The organism is Allosphingosinicella sp., from assembly GCF_036387615.1.
Classification (GTDB): Bacteria; Pseudomonadota; Alphaproteobacteria; order Sphingomonadales; family Sphingomonadaceae; genus Allosphingosinicella.
This window is the reverse complement of record NZ_DASVTH010000056.1, coordinates 41,669-59,614: the sequence shown is the minus strand read 5'-3', so window position 1 is coordinate 59,614 and position 17,946 is coordinate 41,669. Positions and strand designations below refer to the sequence as shown.

The window sequence follows — 17,946 nt, the reverse complement described above, 5'->3', positions numbered from 1 at the left end:
AGCGCCTAATCTAACTGCGATCCTACTCAGCAGCTTCGGTCCAGACCGCGCTGCCCTTCTTCGCCTTGCCCGACGCCTTCCTGGCGGTGTCGAGCTTGCGGAAGGTGGCGAGCGCCTGGCCGACGATCTGGTCCATATTGTAGTAGCGATAGGTCGCCAGCCGCCCGACGAACGTCACCCCGGAGGTTGAATCGGCAAGCGCCTCGTACTTCTTGAACAGTTCCTGATTTTCCGGACGCGGGATCGGGTAATAGGGATCGCCTTCCGCGCTCGGATATTCATAGGTGAGCGCCGACTTCGGGTGCTGCTGCCCCGTCAGGTGCTTGTATTCCGTGATCCGGGTGTAGGGCACATCCGGGTGAGGATAATTGACCACGGCGACCGGCTGCACCCACTCCTGGTCCACGATCTTGTGCTCGAACTTCAGGCTGCGGTACGGCAGCTTGCCGAAGCGGAAGCCGAAATATTCGTCGATCGGACCGGTATAAACCGTGTGACCAGCGTCGATCTCGTCCTTGACGTCCTTATAGTCGGTGCCGAGCAGCACATCGATGTTCGGGTGATCCAGCATCCGCTCGAACATGGCCGTGTAGCCGTCGGCCGGCATGATCTGGTGCTTGTCGCCGAAGTAACGGTCATCGGTGTTGGTCCGCGTCGGGATGCGCGCGGTGACCATCTTGTCGAGCTGGCTCGGGTCCAGGCCCCATTGCTTGCGGGTGTAGCCCTGGAAGAAGAGCTCGTAGAGTTCGCGCCCAACCGCGTTGATCACCACGTCTTCAGACGTCCTGATCTCCTCGACCGGCTCGGCGCGTGAGGCGAGATACTCGGCCGCTTCCTCGTCCGTCTCGAGCTCGAGGCCGAACAGTTCGTTCAGTGTCGTGCGGTTGATGGGGATCGGCACGAGCTTGTCGCGCACGCTGGCCAGCACCCGGTGCTCGTAGGGCCGCCAGCGTGTGTACTGCGACAGATAATCGACGATCTCGTCCGAATTGGCGTGAAAGATGTGCGGGCCATATTGGTGGATCATCACGCCCGCCGCATCGAGATGATCGTAGGCGTTGCCGGCGATGTGCGGCCGCTTGTCGATCACCAGCACGCGCGCGCCATGTTGGCTAGCGAGACGCTCGGCCAGGACCGAACCGGCAAAGCCGGCGCCGACGACCAGATAGTCGTACTTGGTCTTGCCCGCGTTCGTCACAAGACGGGGGCCCGCCTTCGGCGTCGTAATCGCTTCCGTCATCAATCCTGCCATCCGTGCATAAGTGGTATCCCAGCTGAGGTTCGCGAGCTTGGCGTCCACCGCGGCAAGCCACTCGTCCGATCCCTGCGCCAAGTCGAGCGCCTTTTCGCACGAAGCTATGAAGGTTGCTCGATCCCCGGCGATGAACACCGCTTCGAGGTCGCCATAATGGCGCTTCACGTCCTTGATCGGTGTCGACACGACCGGACGGCCGCCCGCAAGGTATTCCGGAGTTTTCGTCGGCGAGATGAACTTGGTCGACTCGTTGATCGCGAACGGCATCAACGCCACGTCCCAGCCGCCGAGGTAAGTCGGCAGCTCTTCATATTTCTTGCCGCCCAGATAATGGATGTTCGGTCGCTGCGGCAGCTCATCCGGGCTGATCTTGACCACCGGGCCGACCATCACGACCGACCATTCGGGGTGAGCATCCGCGAGAGCCGCGATCAGCTCCAGGTCCATGCGTTCGTCGATGACGCCATAGAAGCCGAAACGCGGCGTCTTGATCGCCGCCTGATCCGAAGGCGTTTCGACGGCGGCGCGCGCGCGGCTGAAATGCTTGCGGTCGACGCTGGACGGGAACGGGTGAACGTTCGGGTGGCGGCCCTTCTTGGCTTCGTAGAGGCTGTAGCCGCCGGTGAACACGATGTCGGAAGCCGCCATCAATTCCCGCTCCAGGTCTAGCAGCTCAGCTGGCGCGAAGCGGAAGTTGGCGAGCTCGTCCATGCAGTCATAGACGGTGCCGATCGCGTCGATGTGGCGCGAGAAGGGCATCATCATCGGCGTGTAATACCAACGCACGAGCGGCTTGGCTTCGCCGGCGAGGAAGCCGTCAAGCAGCGTCTTCAACGCTGCGCCGCGCTCGGCGCCCGACATCTGCTCCGGCAGCGAAGGCGTCACCACGATCACGCCGGTTTCGGCGCATTCGCGCACCCCGAGCGAAGGCTCGAAATCCGGGAGCGCGACTTCCGGCTCCTCCCAATAGATCACCCGTCGCTCCTTGGCGAAGCGGCTCATCAGGTGCTGAGGTCGTTGAAAAACAAAATTCCACCGCAGGTGCGAAAAGCAGATCAGCGTCTGATTCGTCGCCGGGATTCCCGCAAGCGCAGCGGGCCCCAGCGAAGAGGCGGAGGAGAATGTGATCAATGGAGCCTCTAGGAGTTGGGAAAGGGAATAAGAAGATAACGGCAAAGACCCGTAACGAGTTCCCGAAGCCCCGCCCATAGTCGCTGATGCAGATTAGGAACGCGCGCCAACCCGGCGCAAAGCGCCGAGTCACATTCTGTTACGCGGTTGCGGAATGGGAATTGCCGCGATGCGGCATTCGCGCGCGACCGACTCAGGTGCAGGCGCAACAGCTACCCGCCGCTGATCCCCTCGATCACCTTTCCGGTCCCATCACATGTCGGGCAGGGCTGGTCCTCGATCTCGCCGGTGCCCTCGCAGGCGCGGCACAGATTCTCGCCGGTGCCGGGCGTGCCGGGCAGCGCTTCGTCGCCTGGCTTCATGTCGCCCGTCCCCGTCACATCATCCCGCGCATGCGGCGCGCCTCGTCCAGGTGCTGCCGAACCAGCGGCAGAGCGGTGGCGGCGGTTGCCCGGAGTGACGGCGTATCGCCATTGGCGGCGTAGTTGTTGTGCAAGGTTAGCGCCATTTCGTGCGCGGGAATCTGCTGCGTCATATAGACCCGATCGAAATTGGCGACTGACGCGCGCCTCAGCTGATCCAGCATCTGCTGCTGCATAGGCAGCAACATCGGCGGCGGTGGGTTCATTCCGGCCGCGCGCGCGGCCGCCATGGTAGCCTGGGTGGTCTGGGTATGATGGGTGACGAGCATCTGCGCATATTGCCGCGTTTCGGCCCGCTGTCCCCTCGACAGCGCCAGCTGAGAGGATTGGATCTCGAACAGGTCGCTGGCCCCGGCCAGCCTGACATAATTCATCCGGTCTTCCGGAGTCAGGTCGCCCGCAGCCATGCCGCGGCCCATGCTGGTCTGGCCGCCATCGGCGGTGGACATGCAGCCGGCCAGCGAAGCGGACGCCGCCGCGAGAAGCAACAGATGTTTCATTCCAGTCTCCATCCACAGATCGTTCTACGCTGAACCGAATGGATGGAGCGGCGGTTCCATCAGAGGCTTGCCTTCTGATCTGGATCAGGAAGGCAGCCGCGCCAGCGGCATGGTGAGGCAATGGACGCCGCCGCCACAGCGCGTGAACTGGCCGATATCGACGGTGATGACCTCGCAGCCGAGTCGTTCCAGCTCGCCGTTGATGCGGACGTTGTCGCTCGCCGACAGTACGCGTCCTTGGCCAAGGGCGAGCAAGTTGGGGCCGAGCGTATCAACTTCCCGGCTACTCGCCGGCACGATGGCGATATCGAGATCGGCGAGCGTGGCGAGGAAGCCGTCCTCCAGCGCCTCGACGCAGGCGACCGCGCGATCCCGGTCGATCAAGGTGAACAATGTATCGAGGTGGAGGAACTTGGGGTCGAAGCGGGTCAGTAGCGCGCGCCAGCCACGTCGCTCGAAGATGGCGGCCAGCGCCTCGGCCCCCACCCGGCAGGTGCGGTCGCCGGACCAGCCGATCGCGACCAGGCCGGGCCGCAGCAGGCAGACGTCGCCGCCCTCCACCGTGCCCTGCTCGATCTCGCCGACAATCGGGACGCCCCAACTCTCGGCCGCCGCTCGGACCTGGGCTGATTCGCCGCGCCGGTGTGCGGGCGCAAGGCGCAACAGGATCAAGCCCCATGGGGTCATGAACGAACTGTCGCGGGTGAAGCACAGATCCGGATATTGGGGGAGGGACGGCACCTGGTGGCAGCGCACTCCCGCGCGCTGCAGGGAGCGGACCAGTTCCTCGTGCTGCAGGGCTGCTAGATCGGGCGAGCAGGTCAGGCCTTGGTCAAGACTGGCACGGGTCACAGCATTGCACGGCACCATCTCGAGGTGGTGGGGGCCGCTCAGCATCACATCGCGCAAAATTCCATATTCGGAATCGACGCTCCAGCGGCCCGGGCCGCGCCTTTCGACCAAGGCATCGCCAAGCGGGCTTCCGGAACTGGCGAATTCGAAAAGCATGAGTGCTGCTGTTCCGGAAGCGTATCGGAATCCGCAGAACCCAGACTCCGGGTGGCGGTTCCGCGATCGGCAGCCGGCTAGCGGCCGAGCATCTTCTCCGGCTTGACCGCCCGGTCGAACGTTTCCTCGTCGACCAGCTTCAGCTCCAGCCCGGCTTCCTTCAGCGTCAGCCCATGCTCGTGCGCGTATTTCGCGATCTTCGCCGCATTGTCGTAGCCGATCTCCGGCGCAAGCGCCGTGACGAGCATCAGCGAGCGGTTCATGAGATCGGAGATGCGCCGCTCGTCCGGCTCAAGGCCGTCCAGCGCGCGCTCGGTGAAGCTTTCCATGCCGATCGACAGGAGCTCGATCGAACGCAGCACATTGGCGCCGATCAGCGGCTTGAACACGTTCAGCTCCATGTGGCCCTGAAGCCCGCCGACCGTCACCGCGACATGATTGCCCATCACCTGCGCGGTAACCATCGTCAGCATCTCGGCCTGGGTCGGGTTGACCTTGCCGGGCATGATCGAGCTTCCAGGCTCGTTCTCCGGCAGGCGGAGCTCGCCAAGGCCGCAGCGTGGTCCCGAGCCGAGCAGGCGGATGTCGTTGGCAATCTTGGTGAGCGAGACGGCGATCACGTTCAGCACGCCAGACAGTTCGACCAGGCTGTCATGGGCGGCGAGCGCCTCGAACTTGTTGGGCGCGGTTTCGAACGGAAGCTGGGTGAGGTTGGCGACTTCGGCAGCGAAAGCCTCGCCGAAGCCGGGCGGCGCGTTGAGGCCGGTGCCGACGGCCGTGCCGCCTTGGGCGAGCTGCAGGATGCGCGGCAGCACGGCTTCGACCCGGTCGATATTCGCGGCGATCTGGGCGGCGTAGCCGGAGAATTCCTGGCCAAGCGTCAGCGGCGTCGCATCCTGCAGGTGGGTGCGGCCGATCTTCACGATCCCGGCCCACTGCTCGGCCTGCGCCGCCAACCGCCCGTGGATGAGGCGGAGCGCCGGAAGCAGCCTGCGCTGGACGGCGCGCGCGGCTGCTATGTGCATCGCGCTCGGGAAGCTGTCGTTGGACGACTGGCCTTTGTTGACATGGTCGTTGGGGTGGACCGGATCCTTGCCGCCTCGATTGCCGGTCAGGATCTCGTTGGCGCGGGCCGCGACCACCTCGTTGGCGTTCATGTTGGACTGGGTTCCTGACCCGGTCTGCCAGATCACGAGCGGGAACTGATCGTCATGGCCGCCGGATGCGACCTCGCCGGCGGCCTGCTGGATGGCTTCGGCGAGCTCCGCGTCGAGTCCGCCGATGCGTGCGTTCACCCGCGCCGCCGCCTGCTTCACGAAGCCCAGCGCATGCACGATCTCGACCGGCATGATCTCACGCGGGCCGAACGGGAAATTGTCCATCGAACGCTGCGTCTGGGCTCCCCAGTAGGCGTCGGCGGGGACCTCGAGCGGGCCGAAGCTGTCGGTCTCGATGCGGGTGTCCGATGTCATGCCCTGCCCCCTGGTCCGCTCGCCCTGAGCAGGCTTACCTGCGTGTGACGATCACTTCTTGCGGCTGAAATCTACCGAAACGACGTTCGATCCATCCTCGACAGGCTCGGCGAGGGGAGCGTCGTTCTCAGCGGCCTCGTGCGCCTGCGGGCCGGCTTCGTCGATCTGGGCCTGGAACTGCAGCGCGAAATTGACGGCCGGATCCACGAAACCGGTGATGGCCGCGAACGGGATGACGAGCTTGGCCGGCATCTGATTGAAGCTAAGTCCCACCTCGAAACCGGTCTTCTGCACCTTCAGGTCCCAGAAGCGGTTCTGGATCACGATGGTCATCTCATCCGGAAAACGCTCGGACAGGTGCCGGGGAATGTCGACACCCGCGGCGCCGGTCTTGAACGTGATGTAGAAATGGTGATCGCCCGGCAGCTGCCCCGTGGCCTCGACTTCGCCCAGCACCCGCCCGACGACCGCGCGCAAGGCCTCCTGCACGATCTCGTCGTAGGGAATCAGGCTGTCGGGCGCGTTCTCGCTCATCACCCCAACTGGTAGCGCCCGCCAGTAACCGGTCAAGCGCGTTGCGCCCTTCCGCCCGCCTCTGTAGCGCGACGGCGGGAGACCCTTTCATGCCGATCGACGCGACCAAGCCCTACGACCCGAACAACGTCTTCGCCCGGATCCTGCGTGGCGAGATGCCGTTCAGCAAGGTTTATGAAGACGAGCATGCGCTCGCCTTCCACGACGTGAACCCGCAGGCGCCGGTGCACATCCTGGTCATTCCCAAGGGCGCCTACGTGTCCTGGGACGATTTTTCGGCGCGGGCTTCGGTGGAGGAGCTGGCTGGGTTCGTCCGTGCAGTTGGACACGTTTCACGCGACATGGGGCTGGTCCCGCGGGGCTATCGCGTGCTCGCCAATATCGGCCGGCTGGCGGGGCAAGAGGTGGGCCACCTCCACGTTCACATCTTCGGCGGTGAGCCGCTTGGGCCCATGCTCGCGCGGCAGTGAACCATGCTGAGGCTTCTCATTGCGGCGCTCGCCTTGTGTCTGTCCTTGCCGGTGTTCGCGCAGCCGAAACCGCAGCCGATCGTGATCGGCGAAGTGCATGTTCTTCAGTCCAGGGTGCTCGGGCAGGATCGGCGCATCACCATCCGGCTGCCGACCGGCTATGCGGATAAGCCCGACCGCCGCTACGACGTGGTCTATGTGATCGACGGCGGGCCGGAGCAGGATTTTCCGCACCTTGCCGGCCTCGTCCAGAGCGCGGACGTGAACGGCACGTTCGAACCCTTGATCCTGGTCGGGATCGAGACGGTGAAGCGGCGCGAGGAGATCACCCCGGCAGTCGCCGACCCCGCGCCCTATGTCGCCGAGCTGGGCGTCGCGCCGGGCGGGGCGGCCAGGTTCCGGCGCTTCCTTGCCGAAGAGGTCAAGCCCTGGGTGGAAGCGCGTTACCGCACCAGCGGCCGGGACGCAGTGATGGGCGAGTCCCTCGCTGGCCTGTTCGTGGTCGAGACCTTGTTCGAGATGCCGGTGCTGTTCGACGATTATATCGCGGTCTCGCCTTCGCTGTGGTGGGAAAGGATGAAGTACGGTCGGGAGGCGGCCGCTTACCTCCGCCGTCTGCCGCCGGGGCGGCGCCGCCTTTACCTGACGCTCGCGGACGAGGGTTACTGGCACGAGCAGGGTGTGGATGCGCTCGTCGCCGGCCTCAAGAAAGCCGCGCCCGCCGATCTCCAGTGGATGTATGTGCCGCAGGGTGGGACCGAGACTCACGCCAGCATCTATCATGGCGCGGCGCTGGACGCATTCCGTGCGTTTTACGGAACGCCCTCGCGCATCTACCTGCCCGGTGCCCTGCTGAGCGGGCGGCCGCTTCGCCAGCGTACGCCGCAGGAGGAAATACGGCGCGCCCGCGAGTGCACGCGCGAGGTCGCCCGGAAGACCAATCCGGGCGAAACCCGCACCGGCCATGAGAAGATCACCTATGAGTGCCTGCTCTATGACCTGGGCCCGCGCGCTGCGGAGGGCCGGTTCGACCGGTGATCGCCGGCTCGGCTCGCAACGCGGAGCCTCTAGGCGGACCCGTAATAAGCCGCTAGGCATCTACTCTGATACGATAGTCGCCGCCAAAGGCGAGGAGGAGAGTATATGGCCAGCGTTGCGCCGCCCGGAGGCTCCAAAGGCGTGTTCGAACGAATGTTCGCCCGCAAGTCGATTGCGCAGGTTCAGCGCGAGACGCAGACCAGCGAGCTTAAGCGAACGCTCGGCAAGTGGAACCTCCTGCTGCTCGGGGTCGGCTGCATCATCGGCGCGGGCATTTTCGTCCGCACCGGCAGCGCCGCGGCGCTCTATGCCGGGCCCGCTGTGCTGCTGTCCTTCGTCGTCGCCGGGATCGTCTGCGCATTCGCCGGCCTTTGCTATGCCGAGCTGTCGTCCACGCTTCCGGTCTCGGGATCGGCGTACACTTATGGCTACGCGACGCTTGGCGAGTTCGTGGCCTGGATCATGGGCGCACTGCTGCTGCTCGAATATGGGCTCGCCGCATCCGTGGTTGCGGTCGGATGGGCCGGCTATGTGGTGAGCTTGCTTGCCGATTTCGGCCTGCAGATCCCGCCGCAGCTGACCGGCCCCGCAGGTTACACGCTGATGCGTGACGGAGCGCCGGTGCTCGTCGACGGCCAGACCGTCACCACCTTGTTCAACCTGCCAGCCTTTCTGATCTGCCTCGCGCTCGCCGCCCTGCTGGTGGTCGGCGTGTCGGAATCGGCCAAGGTCAACAACATGATCGTGGCCATCAAGGTCAGCGTGCTGGTTGCCTTCATCGTCGTAGGCGGCCTCATCGTGCTCGCCAATTTCGGCGACCTCAGCACGCGCAACTGGACCCCGTTCATTCCGCCTAGCGAAGGCGAGGGCAAGTTTGGCGTCGATGGCATCATGCGCGCCGCCTCGATCGTCTTCTTCGCCTATATCGGCTTCGAGGCGGTCTCCACCGCCGGGCAGGAGGCGAAAGATCCCAAGCGGGACATGCCGTTCGGGATCATCGGGTCGTTGGTCGTCTGCACGGTCATCTACATGCTGGTAGCCGCGATCATGACGCTGCTGGTGCCGTACAACCAGCTGAACGTGCCCGATCCGGTCGCGGTGGTGGTCGACAATTTCGGCCCGACCTGGGGCTGGCTGGCCAAGATCATCAAGGTCGGCGCGATCATCGGCCTCACTTCGGTCGTGCTCGTCCTGATGTACGCGCAGACCCGCATCTTCTACACGATGGCGCGCGACGGGTTGCTGCCGAAGGTGTTCGCGCGCGTGCACCCGACGCTCAAGACTCCCTACGTCAACACGATCCTGGTCGGCCTGATCACGGCGGTGGCGGCTGGGTTCTTCGACATCAACGTGCTCGGCGACATGACCTCGCTCGGCACGTTGGCAGCATTCGCAATTGTCTGCCTGTCGGTGATCTACCTGCGCCGGTCGGCGCCTGAGCTGCCGCGCGGCTTCAAGGTGCCGTTCTATCCGGTGCTGCCGGTGCTGGGCATCCTATCCTGCCTCTACCTGATCACGACGATGCCGGGGGACGTGCTTCAGTTCTTCCTCTGGTACATGCTGGCCAGCATGGTCATCTATTTCATCTACGGCATGCGCAATTCCAACCTGCAGCATGGCGAAATGCAGGACGATCAGCCTGACCTTCCGGCCTATCCTGAAGATGCGGCTACGGTAGGCGGGGAGCCGGTGATCAAGCCTTGAATGAATAGGGGCGGCGCTCCAGCGCCGCCCCGATCGTCAGCCCAGCTTGGTGGCGACGAGCGCTTTCAGGTCCGCGTCGGGCCGCGCGCCATAATGTGAGATCACTTCCGCCGCGGCGATCGCGCCCATCCGCAGCGAATCCTCGATCGAGCGACCCTGGGCCTGGCCGGCGAGGAACCCGGCCGCGAACAGGTCGCCCGCGCCGGTCGTGTCGACCACCCGCTCAACCGGCTCCGCTGCGACCGTAAAGCGCTCGCCGCCGCGAACAGCCATGGCCCCGTCCGGGCCGAAGGTGACCACCAGCAGCGGAACCTTGGGCGCGACCATCGCCAGCGCGCGCTCGCGGTCAGTCTCCTGCGTCAGGCAGAGAAGCTCCTCTTCGTTGACGAACAGGATGTCGATCAGGCCCTGGTCGATCAGGCCCTGCAAATCGGCGCGATGAAGCTCGATGATGAAGTTGACCGACAACGTCATCGCCACCTTGCGCCCGGCGGCGCGGGCCACGTCGATCGCATGCCGCATTACCGCGCGGGGCTGCTCGGGATCCCACAGATAACCTTCGAGGTAGAGGATCGAGGCTTCACGGACGAGCGCCTCGTCCAGGCTTTCCATCGGCAGGTAGTGCGACGCGCCGAGCAGCGTGTTCATGGTCCGCTCGCCGCAGGGCGTTACGAGGATCAGGACTCGACCCGTCGGTGGATCACCAGCTCGCGCTGGAGTGTCGAAGCGAACCCCGTGGGCTCGCATATCGTGCGTGAAGACGGCGCCGAGCTGATCGTCCGCGACTTGGCCCACGAACGCGCAGCGTGCTCCCAGAGCGGCTGCACCGGCCAGCGTGTTGGCTGCGGACCCGCCGCTAATCTCCCGGCCCGGGCCCATCCGGCTGTAGAGCTGCTCCGCCCGCCCCGCATCGATCAGCTGCATGCCGCCCTTGGTAAGCCCCTCTCGTTCCAGAAATGCTTCGTCGGCGGTGGCAATCACGTCGACGATGGCGTTGCCGATGGCGAGGATGTCGAGGCGAGTTTGGGTCTCGGTCACGCTGGGATACACTCTTTCTGGCTTGGAAACGCGCCGCCCTAGCGAGCCCAGGCGGTATCGGCAACGTTCTCCCGGTTGACGGCGACGCGCGAGAGCGGAAGAGTGAGGCGGGGAGGGGCGTCGTTTGAAGTGGGGGCATCAAGCAGGGCTCGTGGGGCTCGCCTTGGCGGTTGGCGGCTGCGCGCCGACAGCCGTTCGTCAGAGTATTGCGAGCGCGAACCAAACTCCCGTCACGCTGCCCACGCAGACCGGGCTCGAGGCCGTGATGGGCCGAACGGCAAGCGTGATCACCGGCCAGCTTGGCGCCGCTGCGCTGGACGTCCGCGAGGGAGAAGCGCGCAAGCTCCAGTTCGCAGGACCGATTTGCGTTCTCGACGCCTATCTTTACCCGCCCTCCGGCCGCGGCGAGCCGATCGTCACCTATGTCGACGCGCGCCGGCTGGACGGCAGCGACTTCGATCGCGCCAGTTGCCTGGCCGCGCTGACCGCGCAGCGGCAGGTGCGGTGATCTGAAATCCTCCCGGTTTCGGGGGATTTCTCTCAGCAGCGCCCGCCGGGTTCACCGCGATGTTCGCCTTTCACCCAGCGTACCGTTCCGGTGGAGGCCCGCATCACGATGCTCTCGGTGGTGAGGCAGTTCTTGCGCCGCCGGACACCCGCCAGCAGCGAACCGTCGGTGACGCCGGTGGCGGCGAAGATGCAGTCGCCCTTGGCCAGATCGTGGAGGTGGTAGATACGGTTGAGATCCTCGACGCCCCATTTGGCCGCCCGCGCCCGCTCGTCGTCGTTGCGGAACAGGAGCTTGCCCTGAAATTGGCCGCCGACGCAGCGCAAAGCCGCCGCGGCCAAAACGCCTTCGGGAGCGCCGCCTGAACCCATATAGACGTCGATGCCGGTCTCGGGATTGGTGACGGCGATCACGCCGGCGACGTCCCCGTCCGGGATCAACTGGATACCGCAACCCAGGTTGCGCAGTTCCGCGATCAGCCGCTCGTGCCGCGGACGGTCGAGAACGCAGGCGATGATCTCGGACGGCTCCACGCCCTTGGCTCGGGCGATCGAGTGGATGTTGTCGGCAGGCGAGCGCGCGAGATCGATGACGCCGTCAGGGTAGCCCGGGCCGACCGCCAGCTTTTCCATGTAGACGTCGGGCGCATTCAGCAGCCCGCCTTCCTCGGCAATAGCGAGCACGGCGAGCGCGTTTGGGCCCGCCTTGGCGGTGATCGTCGTGCCTTCCAGCGGGTCGAGCGCGATGTCGATCTTGGGCCCGCTGCCTTGTGCCCGGCCGACCTTTTCGCCGATGAACAGCATCGGCGCTTCGTCGCGCTCGCCCTCTCCGATCACCACCGTGCCGTCCAGGTCGAGCCCGTTCAGCGCCTCGCGCATCGCCTCCACCGCCGCATGATCCGCCGCCTTTTCATCGCCGCGCCCGATCAGCTTCGACGCTGCGATCGCCGCCGCTTCGGTAACGCGCACCATTTCGAGAACGAGCACGCGGTCGAGCGCATGGCTTGCAGTCACCATCTAATCTGTCATCCTGTGAGTGGGGGTCAGGGCAGCGATAAGCGAGGGCCGTGACAATGTCGAGAATCGCCGTGCTGCTGCTCCTGAGCGCCTCGCCGGCGCTGGCGGAACCGGCGCCGGTGACCGCCGAAGAGGCGCTCCTGACCTACCGCGAAGCCTTCAAGCCCATCGCTGAGATCGACTGTCCGGCCGGGGAAGGGGAGGAGATTGTCGTCTGCGCTCGGCGCCAAAGGAGCGAGCGGCTGCAGGCGGCCGAGCGAGCCGAACTGGGTGCACGAGTCGCCGGAGAGGGTGGGAGCGGAAGCGGCGCACTGAATGCCGACGGGTGCCTGCGCCTGTGCCACCGACCCGTCACGATCGACATCTTCGCCATGCCGGCCTTCATCGGCAAGGTGATCGAGCGACTGAAGGACGACTGATCCGGCCGGACGTTCGGCACTTTCCGGCTGGCCTCTCGTTTCCTAGGGAGCGCGCGACCGAAAGGATTCCACATGGCCGACACAGACACCGCGCCGGCGCCGACCGCCGCGCCCGCCCTTCCGACCCTGGAGGACCTACAGCACTGGACCTCGGTGATGGGCCGGGCACAGCAGCTGATGATGGAATATATGTCCAGGCAGATGACTGAGGCGCAGGCCACCTCCATCTCAGCGCCGCAGCCCTCCGCTTTCAACATGCCAGCAATTTCCTGGCCCGCCGCGCCGATCTACGCCGATCCGACGAAGATAGCGCAGGCGCAGGTCGGCATGTGGACCCAGGGGCTGGACATCTGGCAGCGCGCGCTCCGCGGCCAGCCGCAGCACGGCGCGCTCGAGGAGCAGGCCAACAAGGACAAGCGCTTCAACGCGCCGCAATGGCGGGACAACCCGCTGTTCGATATGATTCGCCAGAGCTACCTGCTGATCGCCGACCGCATGCTCGGCAGCGTCGATGCGATCGAGGGCGTCGACGACAAGCAGCGCGAGAAGCTGCGCTTCGCCGCCCGCGCCTTTGTCGACGCGATGAGCCCGTCAAATTTCGCCCTCACCAACCCGCTGGTGCTGGAAAAGACCCTCGAAACGAGGGGCGAGAACCTACTCAAGGGGCTCGAGCATATGCTGCGCGATCTTGGCAAGGGGCAGCTCACCCACACGTCGAGCGAGGCGTTCGAGGTGGGGCGCAACATCGCGGTCACTCCCGGGCAGGTCGTCAAGCGCACGCCGCTCTACGAGCTCATCCAGTACAGCCCCACCACGGAGCAGGTGCTGGAGACCCCGCTCGTCATCTTCCCGCCCTGGATCAACCGCTTCTACATCCTCGATCTCAACCCCAAGAAGAGCTTCATCCGCTGGGCGGTGGAGCAGGGGCTGACCGTGTTCATGGTATCGTGGAAGTCGGCCGACGAGAGCCTGATCGATACGACCATGGACGATTACGTCCTGGCCCAGATCGAGGCGGTCGAAACCATCCGCGACCTGCTCGAGGTCGAGGCGGTGCACACGATTGGCTATTGCGTGGCCGGCACGAAGCTTGCCGCCACGCTGGCGCTGCTCGATGCGCGGGGCGAGGCCGACAAGGTCGCCAGCGCGACCTTCTTCACAGCTCAGGTGGATTTCTCCGAAGCCGGAGACCTCAGTCTTTTCCTGGGCGATGAGCAGATGCAGCTGATCGGCCAGGTTTCCGCCGAGAAGGGCTATATGGACGGGCGCTACATGGCCGCGACGTTCAACCTGCTGCGCGGGCGCGACCTCATCTGGAACTATGTCGTCAACAACTACCTGATGGGCGAGGATTATCCGCCGTTCGATCTGCTCCACTGGAACGGCGACACCACCAACCTGCCCGCCAAGTGGCACCAGATCTACCTCAAGCAGCTTTATCAGGAGAACAAGCTGGTCCAGCCGGGAGGGGTCACCATCGCGGGCACGCCGATCGACCTCACCCGAGTCAAGACGCCGACCTACGTCCAGGCCGGCCGCGAGGACCATATTGCGCCGCCGCAAAGCGTGTGGAAGATCACCCACCACTTCAAGGGGCCGCTGCGCTTCGTGCTGGCAGGCTCCGGTCATATCGCCGGCGTCGTGAACCCGCCCGAGGCGCAGAAATACCAATATTGGATCAACGAGGATCCAGTCGGCTCGCTCGACGAGTTCGTTGCGGGGGCGCGTGAGGTGAAGGGCAGCTGGTGGCCCGACTGGCTCGCCTGGATCACCTCCCAGAACGATGCAACTGTCTCCGCGAGCGGCGCGCGCGTCCCCGGCGCGGGTAAGCTGCCGGCGATCGAGCCCGCGCCAGGGAGTTACGTTAGGGCCCGCTGAGCGCATGAACGGGCGTTTTTGCTGCACTGCACAAAAAGCCCTTGCAAGTACAGTATGCCTCGCCTAAATGTTGCAGCGCAGCATTCAGGGAGTATCTGCATGACTGACCGCAAGGCCAGGAAGACCAAAGCCGCCGTTCAGCCGTCCGTGCTGGAGAATCCGGCCGCGGCCGTCCAGGCGCAATCCTTGGCCGAGTTCACGGTGCCGGAAACGCTCGTTGCGCCCTGCGCGATGGAGACGGCGCCGGTCGAGATCGCCGAGATCGTCGCGACCGCGCCGGTCGAACTCGATCCGGTCGAACTCGCCGAAATCGTCACGGTGGAGGCCGTTGCGGCCGAAGCCGCTCATAGTTTTGAACAAGAAGGACCGATCACCATGAACACCCAGATCAACGAAACCATCGAGAACACCACCGAAGCCGGCCGCGTCGCCGCCGACCGCTTCCAGGCCGCTTTTGGTGACGTCAACGAGCGCGCCAAGACCAGCATGGAGAAGAGCGCCAAGGTCATGGAAGAGATGACCGAGCTGACCCGCGGTAACGTGGAAGCGCTGGTCGCGTCGTCCAAGGTCGCTGCCCGCGGCGTCGAGACGATGACCCAGGAAGTCGCCGACTTCAACCGTCGCTCCTTCGAGCAGGCTTCGACCGCGCTCAAGAGCTTCACCGAAGTCAAGTCGGCCGCCGACTTCTTCCGCCTGCAGAGCGACTTCGCCCGTACCCAGTTCGACGCGATGGTCGCCGAGAGCTCGAAGATGAGCGAAGCCATGATCAAGCTGGCCGGCGAAGTCGCCCAGCCGATCACCAGCCGTTACACGGTTGCCGCCGAGCGCGCCAAGACGCTGGCCATGTAAATGGCATCGGGTCGAAGTGGTACTTCGACCCGGGTCTAGAGATTGGGGCGGCTCTCCTCCGGAGGGCCGCCCTTTTCATTTTCCACCCCGAGGCGTACATGCGGGGCTCGAGAGGGAGAGGGTTTCATGAAGTTTCTGATCGCCGCCGCTGCACTCATCATCGCCGCGCCCGCCGCCGCCCAGACTGCGCCGGCCCATGCCGAGCATTCCGAGCACAAGGGCGAAGAGCATAAGGGCGAGCACAAGGGCTGCTGCGACCACAAGAATGCCGACGGCTCCCCAATGGACTGCTGCAAGCCCGGCAAGGACGGCAAGCGCGCGGCATGCTGCGACAAGCATGCCAAGCATGGCTCCGGCGAAAAGCACGGCGCCGGCCACCACTGATCTGCTGAAGCGCTCCTTTCCACCCGTCGTCGACGGGCGGACGCGCCTGCTCGTGCTCGGCAGCCTGCCGGGTGAGCAGTCGCTGGCCGAGAGCCGCTATTACGCGCATCCGCGCAATCATTTCTGGGCGCTGATCGGCGCCGTCGTCGATCGCGACCTCGTCAGGCTCGACTACCAGGCGAGGCTCGCCGCTTTGCTTGGCGCGGGAGTCGGTCTTTGGGACGTGGTCGCTTCCGCGACGCGTCAGGGCAGCCTCGACACCGCGATTCGGGATATGCAGGCTAACCCGCTGGCCCAGCTCGCCGCCACCCTTCCGCAGCTTCGGGCCCTGGCCTTCAACGGAGCCAAGTCGGCGGAGGTCGGCCGCAAGGCGCTAACCGAAAGCGCGCTTGAGGTAATCGCGCTCCCTTCGAGCAGTCCGGCCTACACGCTTTCATTTGAAGCCAAGCTGGCCCGCTGGATGGAACTGAGGCACTTTCTATAGGACACCCCTGGCCCGGACTTGATCCGGGCCAGGGCTGCCTTTCATCCAGGCCGGTGCGGAACTATGCCCGCCGGATGGAAGCTCTGGCCCGGGTCAGGCGCAGGCCGACCCATGTGGTGTCAGCCTGCACAGGATCTGCACGGCATAAGCGCCGGCTCTCCCCGCCGGTCCCACCAGCGCTCCCCGCCGCTGCGGCACAACGGCCCGATCGCAACGGGAGTCATCGGACATGGAAGCCACCCTCGCCTCGCCGCGGGCCCGCCGGAGCACGTGGCGCTTCACCTTCCTCATCAAGCCGCTGGCGCTGGCCGCCCTGATCGCGCTCGCCGACCGGCTTTTCTACCCCGCCGACGCAGTCGGAGCGACGCTCGGGATATTCGTCCTCGCCTTGCTGCTCTCGGCGGTGGCGCTGCGGCCGGACCTGCGCCGCAGCCGGCCAGCGCTGGTCGCTGCCGCCGCCGCAGGTTGGTTCGGCTTCTGGCTGGTGGACGATCCGGGCCCGCTCGGGCTTGCCCTGGCTTGGGTCGCCCTCACCATGGCGGTGCTGCTGCCCAAGGCGGCGCAATTTGGCAACGGCCTGCGCTGGGCGCTGCGCCTGTTCCTGCACGGACTGGCCACCCCGCTTCGCCCGATCCAGGACCTTTCCCGGCTCGCGCGTGTCCGCCGGCGGCGGCCGGGCCGCATCAACATCTGGTCGCTTAGCTCCACCCTGGTGCTGCCGATCCTCGGCACCGGCCTGTTCCTGACCCTGTTCGCCGCCGCCAACCCGCTGATCGAAAGCACGCTGACCGGGCTGGACCCGTTGTCCTTCCTGCGCTTCTCGCCCCTTCGCACCATCTTCTGGGGTTTCATCGGCCTCGTGACCTGGCGTCTGCTCAGCCCGCGTCTGATGCTGCGAGGCCCCGCTTTCCAATCCGGGATCGACTGGCTCGACCTGCCGGGGATCAGCACCGCGTCGGTCACGATCTCGCTGGTCGCCTTTAACGCGCTGTTCGCGCTGCAGAACGGCCTCGATCTCGCCTTCCTGTGGAGCGGGGCGGCGCTGCCCGAGGGAATGACGCTCGCCCAATATGCGCATCGCGGCGCCTACCCGCTGATCGGCACCGCTTTGCTGGCGGCCGCCTTCGTGCTGGTGACCACCCGGCCCGGCACAGCGATGGGCGGGAACCGGCTGATTCGCCGACTGGTCTATTTCTGGATCGCGCAGAACCTCTTCCTGGTCGCCTCCACCATGTTGCGGACGATCGACTATATCGAAGCTTATCTCCTCACCGAGCTGCGCATCGAGGCGCTGATCTGGATGGCTTTGGTCGCGGTCGGGCTGGTGCTGATCTGCGTCCGCCTCGCGCGCGGCAGGAGCAGCATCTGGCTGATCAACGCCAACATGGCCGCTGCCGCCTTGGTCCTGGGCGCCTCGGCGGCGATCGACTATGATCGCATCGCGGCCGGCTGGAACGTCCGGCATGCTCGCGAGGTGGGCGGCCGCGGCTCCCCGATCGACCTTTGCTATCTCTCCCAGATGACAGATTCCGCGCTGCTGCCGCTGATCGAGCTGGAGAGCCGCCCACTGCCGCCCGAGCTTCGCGGGCGGGTCAGCTGGCTTCGCAACCTCGTTACCCAGCGCCTCGAGGCGCGGCAGGCCCATTGGCAGGGGTGGGATTGGCGCGGCGCGCGCCGGCTCGCTGCCGCCAGGGAACAGGTTGCAGCGCTTCGGTTGCCGCGCTTCCCGGCCGATCTCGATCGCCAATGCGATGGCTGGCCTCACCGGCGGATTGAAGTCGCACCGCCCGCGCCCGCTCAGCCTTTGACAGCTGCGAAGGGCCGGTGAAGATGTAC

18 protein-coding genes are annotated in these 17,946 nt (G+C 65.5%); 10 read left to right on the top strand and 8 right to left on the bottom strand.

The window, feature by feature from the left end; translation table 11 throughout:
- Positions 1-22: 22 nt before the first annotated feature.
- The 6 genes from glf to VF631_RS11620 all read right to left on the bottom strand — a co-directional run bounded on the left by glf (position 23) and on the right by VF631_RS11620 (position 6,322).
- Positions 23-2,257 (bottom strand): UDP-galactopyranose mutase, encoded by a 2,235-nt coding sequence (gene glf / locus VF631_RS11645; protein ID WP_431850478.1) that lies wholly within the window; start codon positions 2,255-2,257, stop codon positions 23-25.
- Positions 2,258-2,598: 341 nt separating this feature from the next.
- Positions 2,599-2,748 carry a hypothetical protein gene (locus tag VF631_RS11640; protein WP_431850477.1) on the bottom strand — a complete coding sequence of 50 codons (150 nt, stop codon included), beginning with the start codon at positions 2,746-2,748 and terminating at the stop codon, positions 2,599-2,601.
- Between the two features lie 14 nt (positions 2,749-2,762).
- Positions 2,763-3,308, bottom strand: coding sequence for a DUF4142 domain-containing protein (locus VF631_RS11635; RefSeq protein ID WP_431850476.1), 546 nt, complete (start codon positions 3,306-3,308; stop codon positions 2,763-2,765).
- Positions 3,309-3,392: 84 nt separating this feature from the next.
- Positions 3,393-4,316, bottom strand: coding sequence for a dimethylarginine dimethylaminohydrolase family protein (locus tag VF631_RS11630; protein WP_431850475.1), 924 nt, complete (start codon positions 4,314-4,316; stop codon positions 3,393-3,395).
- Between the two features lie 77 nt (positions 4,317-4,393).
- A complete protein-coding gene (gene fumC, locus VF631_RS11625; RefSeq protein WP_431850474.1) occupies positions 4,394-5,788 on the bottom strand; it encodes a class II fumarate hydratase in 1,395 nt (464 codons plus the stop codon).
- Positions 5,789-5,839: 51 nt separating this feature from the next.
- Positions 5,840-6,322 carry an SspB family protein gene (locus VF631_RS11620; RefSeq protein WP_431850473.1) on the bottom strand — a complete coding sequence of 161 codons (483 nt, stop codon included), beginning with the start codon at positions 6,320-6,322 and terminating at the stop codon, positions 5,840-5,842.
- 89 nt (positions 6,323-6,411) lie between these two features.
- Between VF631_RS11620 and VF631_RS11615 the strand changes: the two genes are divergently transcribed.
- From VF631_RS11615 to VF631_RS11605, 3 genes are all read left to right on the top strand, one after another.
- Positions 6,412-6,792 carry a histidine triad nucleotide-binding protein gene (locus tag VF631_RS11615; protein WP_431850472.1) on the top strand — a complete coding sequence of 127 codons (381 nt, stop codon included), beginning with the start codon at positions 6,412-6,414 and terminating at the stop codon, positions 6,790-6,792.
- Positions 6,793-6,795: 3 nt separating this feature from the next.
- Positions 6,796-7,830, top strand: coding sequence for an alpha/beta hydrolase (locus VF631_RS11610; RefSeq protein WP_431850471.1), 1,035 nt, complete (start codon positions 6,796-6,798; stop codon positions 7,828-7,830).
- A 105-nt stretch (positions 7,831-7,935) separates the two neighbouring features.
- On the top strand, positions 7,936-9,534 hold the full coding sequence (locus tag VF631_RS11605; RefSeq protein ID WP_431850470.1) for an amino acid permease: 1,599 nt from the start codon (positions 7,936-7,938) through the stop codon (positions 9,532-9,534).
- A 36-nt stretch (positions 9,535-9,570) separates the two neighbouring features.
- On the opposite strand, the gene VF631_RS11600 is transcribed toward VF631_RS11605, so the two are convergent.
- Complete coding sequence (locus tag VF631_RS11600) at positions 9,571-10,572, bottom strand: adenosine kinase (RefSeq protein ID WP_431850469.1); 1,002 nt, start codon at positions 10,570-10,572, stop codon at positions 9,571-9,573.
- Between the two features lie 151 nt (positions 10,573-10,723).
- On the opposite strand from VF631_RS11600, the gene VF631_RS11595 reads away from it, so the two are divergent.
- Positions 10,724-11,080 (top strand): hypothetical protein, encoded by a 357-nt coding sequence (locus VF631_RS11595; protein ID WP_431850468.1) that lies wholly within the window; start codon positions 10,724-10,726, stop codon positions 11,078-11,080.
- A 32-nt stretch (positions 11,081-11,112) separates the two neighbouring features.
- Here the strand turns inward: VF631_RS11595 and glpX are convergent, their stop codons facing one another.
- Complete coding sequence (gene glpX / locus VF631_RS11590) at positions 11,113-12,096, bottom strand: class II fructose-bisphosphatase (RefSeq protein WP_431850467.1); 984 nt, start codon at positions 12,094-12,096, stop codon at positions 11,113-11,115.
- A 56-nt stretch (positions 12,097-12,152) separates the two neighbouring features.
- On the opposite strand from glpX, the gene VF631_RS11585 reads away from it, so the two are divergent.
- From VF631_RS11585 to VF631_RS11560, 6 genes are all read left to right on the top strand, one after another.
- A complete protein-coding gene (locus tag VF631_RS11585) occupies positions 12,153-12,515 on the top strand; it encodes a hypothetical protein (RefSeq protein ID WP_431850466.1) in 363 nt (120 codons plus the stop codon).
- Positions 12,516-12,587: 72 nt separating this feature from the next.
- Positions 12,588-14,393 carry a PHA/PHB synthase family protein gene (locus tag VF631_RS11580; protein ID WP_431850465.1) on the top strand — a complete coding sequence of 602 codons (1,806 nt, stop codon included), beginning with the start codon at positions 12,588-12,590 and terminating at the stop codon, positions 14,391-14,393.
- A gap of 99 nt (positions 14,394-14,492) precedes the next feature.
- On the top strand, positions 14,493-15,242 hold the full coding sequence (locus tag VF631_RS11575) for a phasin family protein (RefSeq protein WP_431850464.1): 750 nt from the start codon (positions 14,493-14,495) through the stop codon (positions 15,240-15,242).
- Positions 15,243-15,368: 126 nt separating this feature from the next.
- Entirely contained in the window at positions 15,369-15,626 is a 258-nt protein-coding gene (locus VF631_RS11570; RefSeq protein WP_431850463.1) for a hypothetical protein, read from the top strand.
- Positions 15,589-16,110: a DNA-deoxyinosine glycosylase gene (locus VF631_RS11565; protein WP_431850462.1), complete on the top strand. Its 522-nt coding sequence runs from the start codon at positions 15,589-15,591 to the stop codon at positions 16,108-16,110. The genes VF631_RS11570 and VF631_RS11565 overlap by 38 nt, the downstream gene beginning before the upstream one ends.
- A gap of 229 nt (positions 16,111-16,339) precedes the next feature.
- Complete coding sequence (locus VF631_RS11560) at positions 16,340-17,938, top strand: DUF4153 domain-containing protein (protein ID WP_431850461.1); 1,599 nt, start codon at positions 16,340-16,342, stop codon at positions 17,936-17,938.
- The last annotated feature ends 8 nt before the right edge of the window (positions 17,939-17,946 follow it).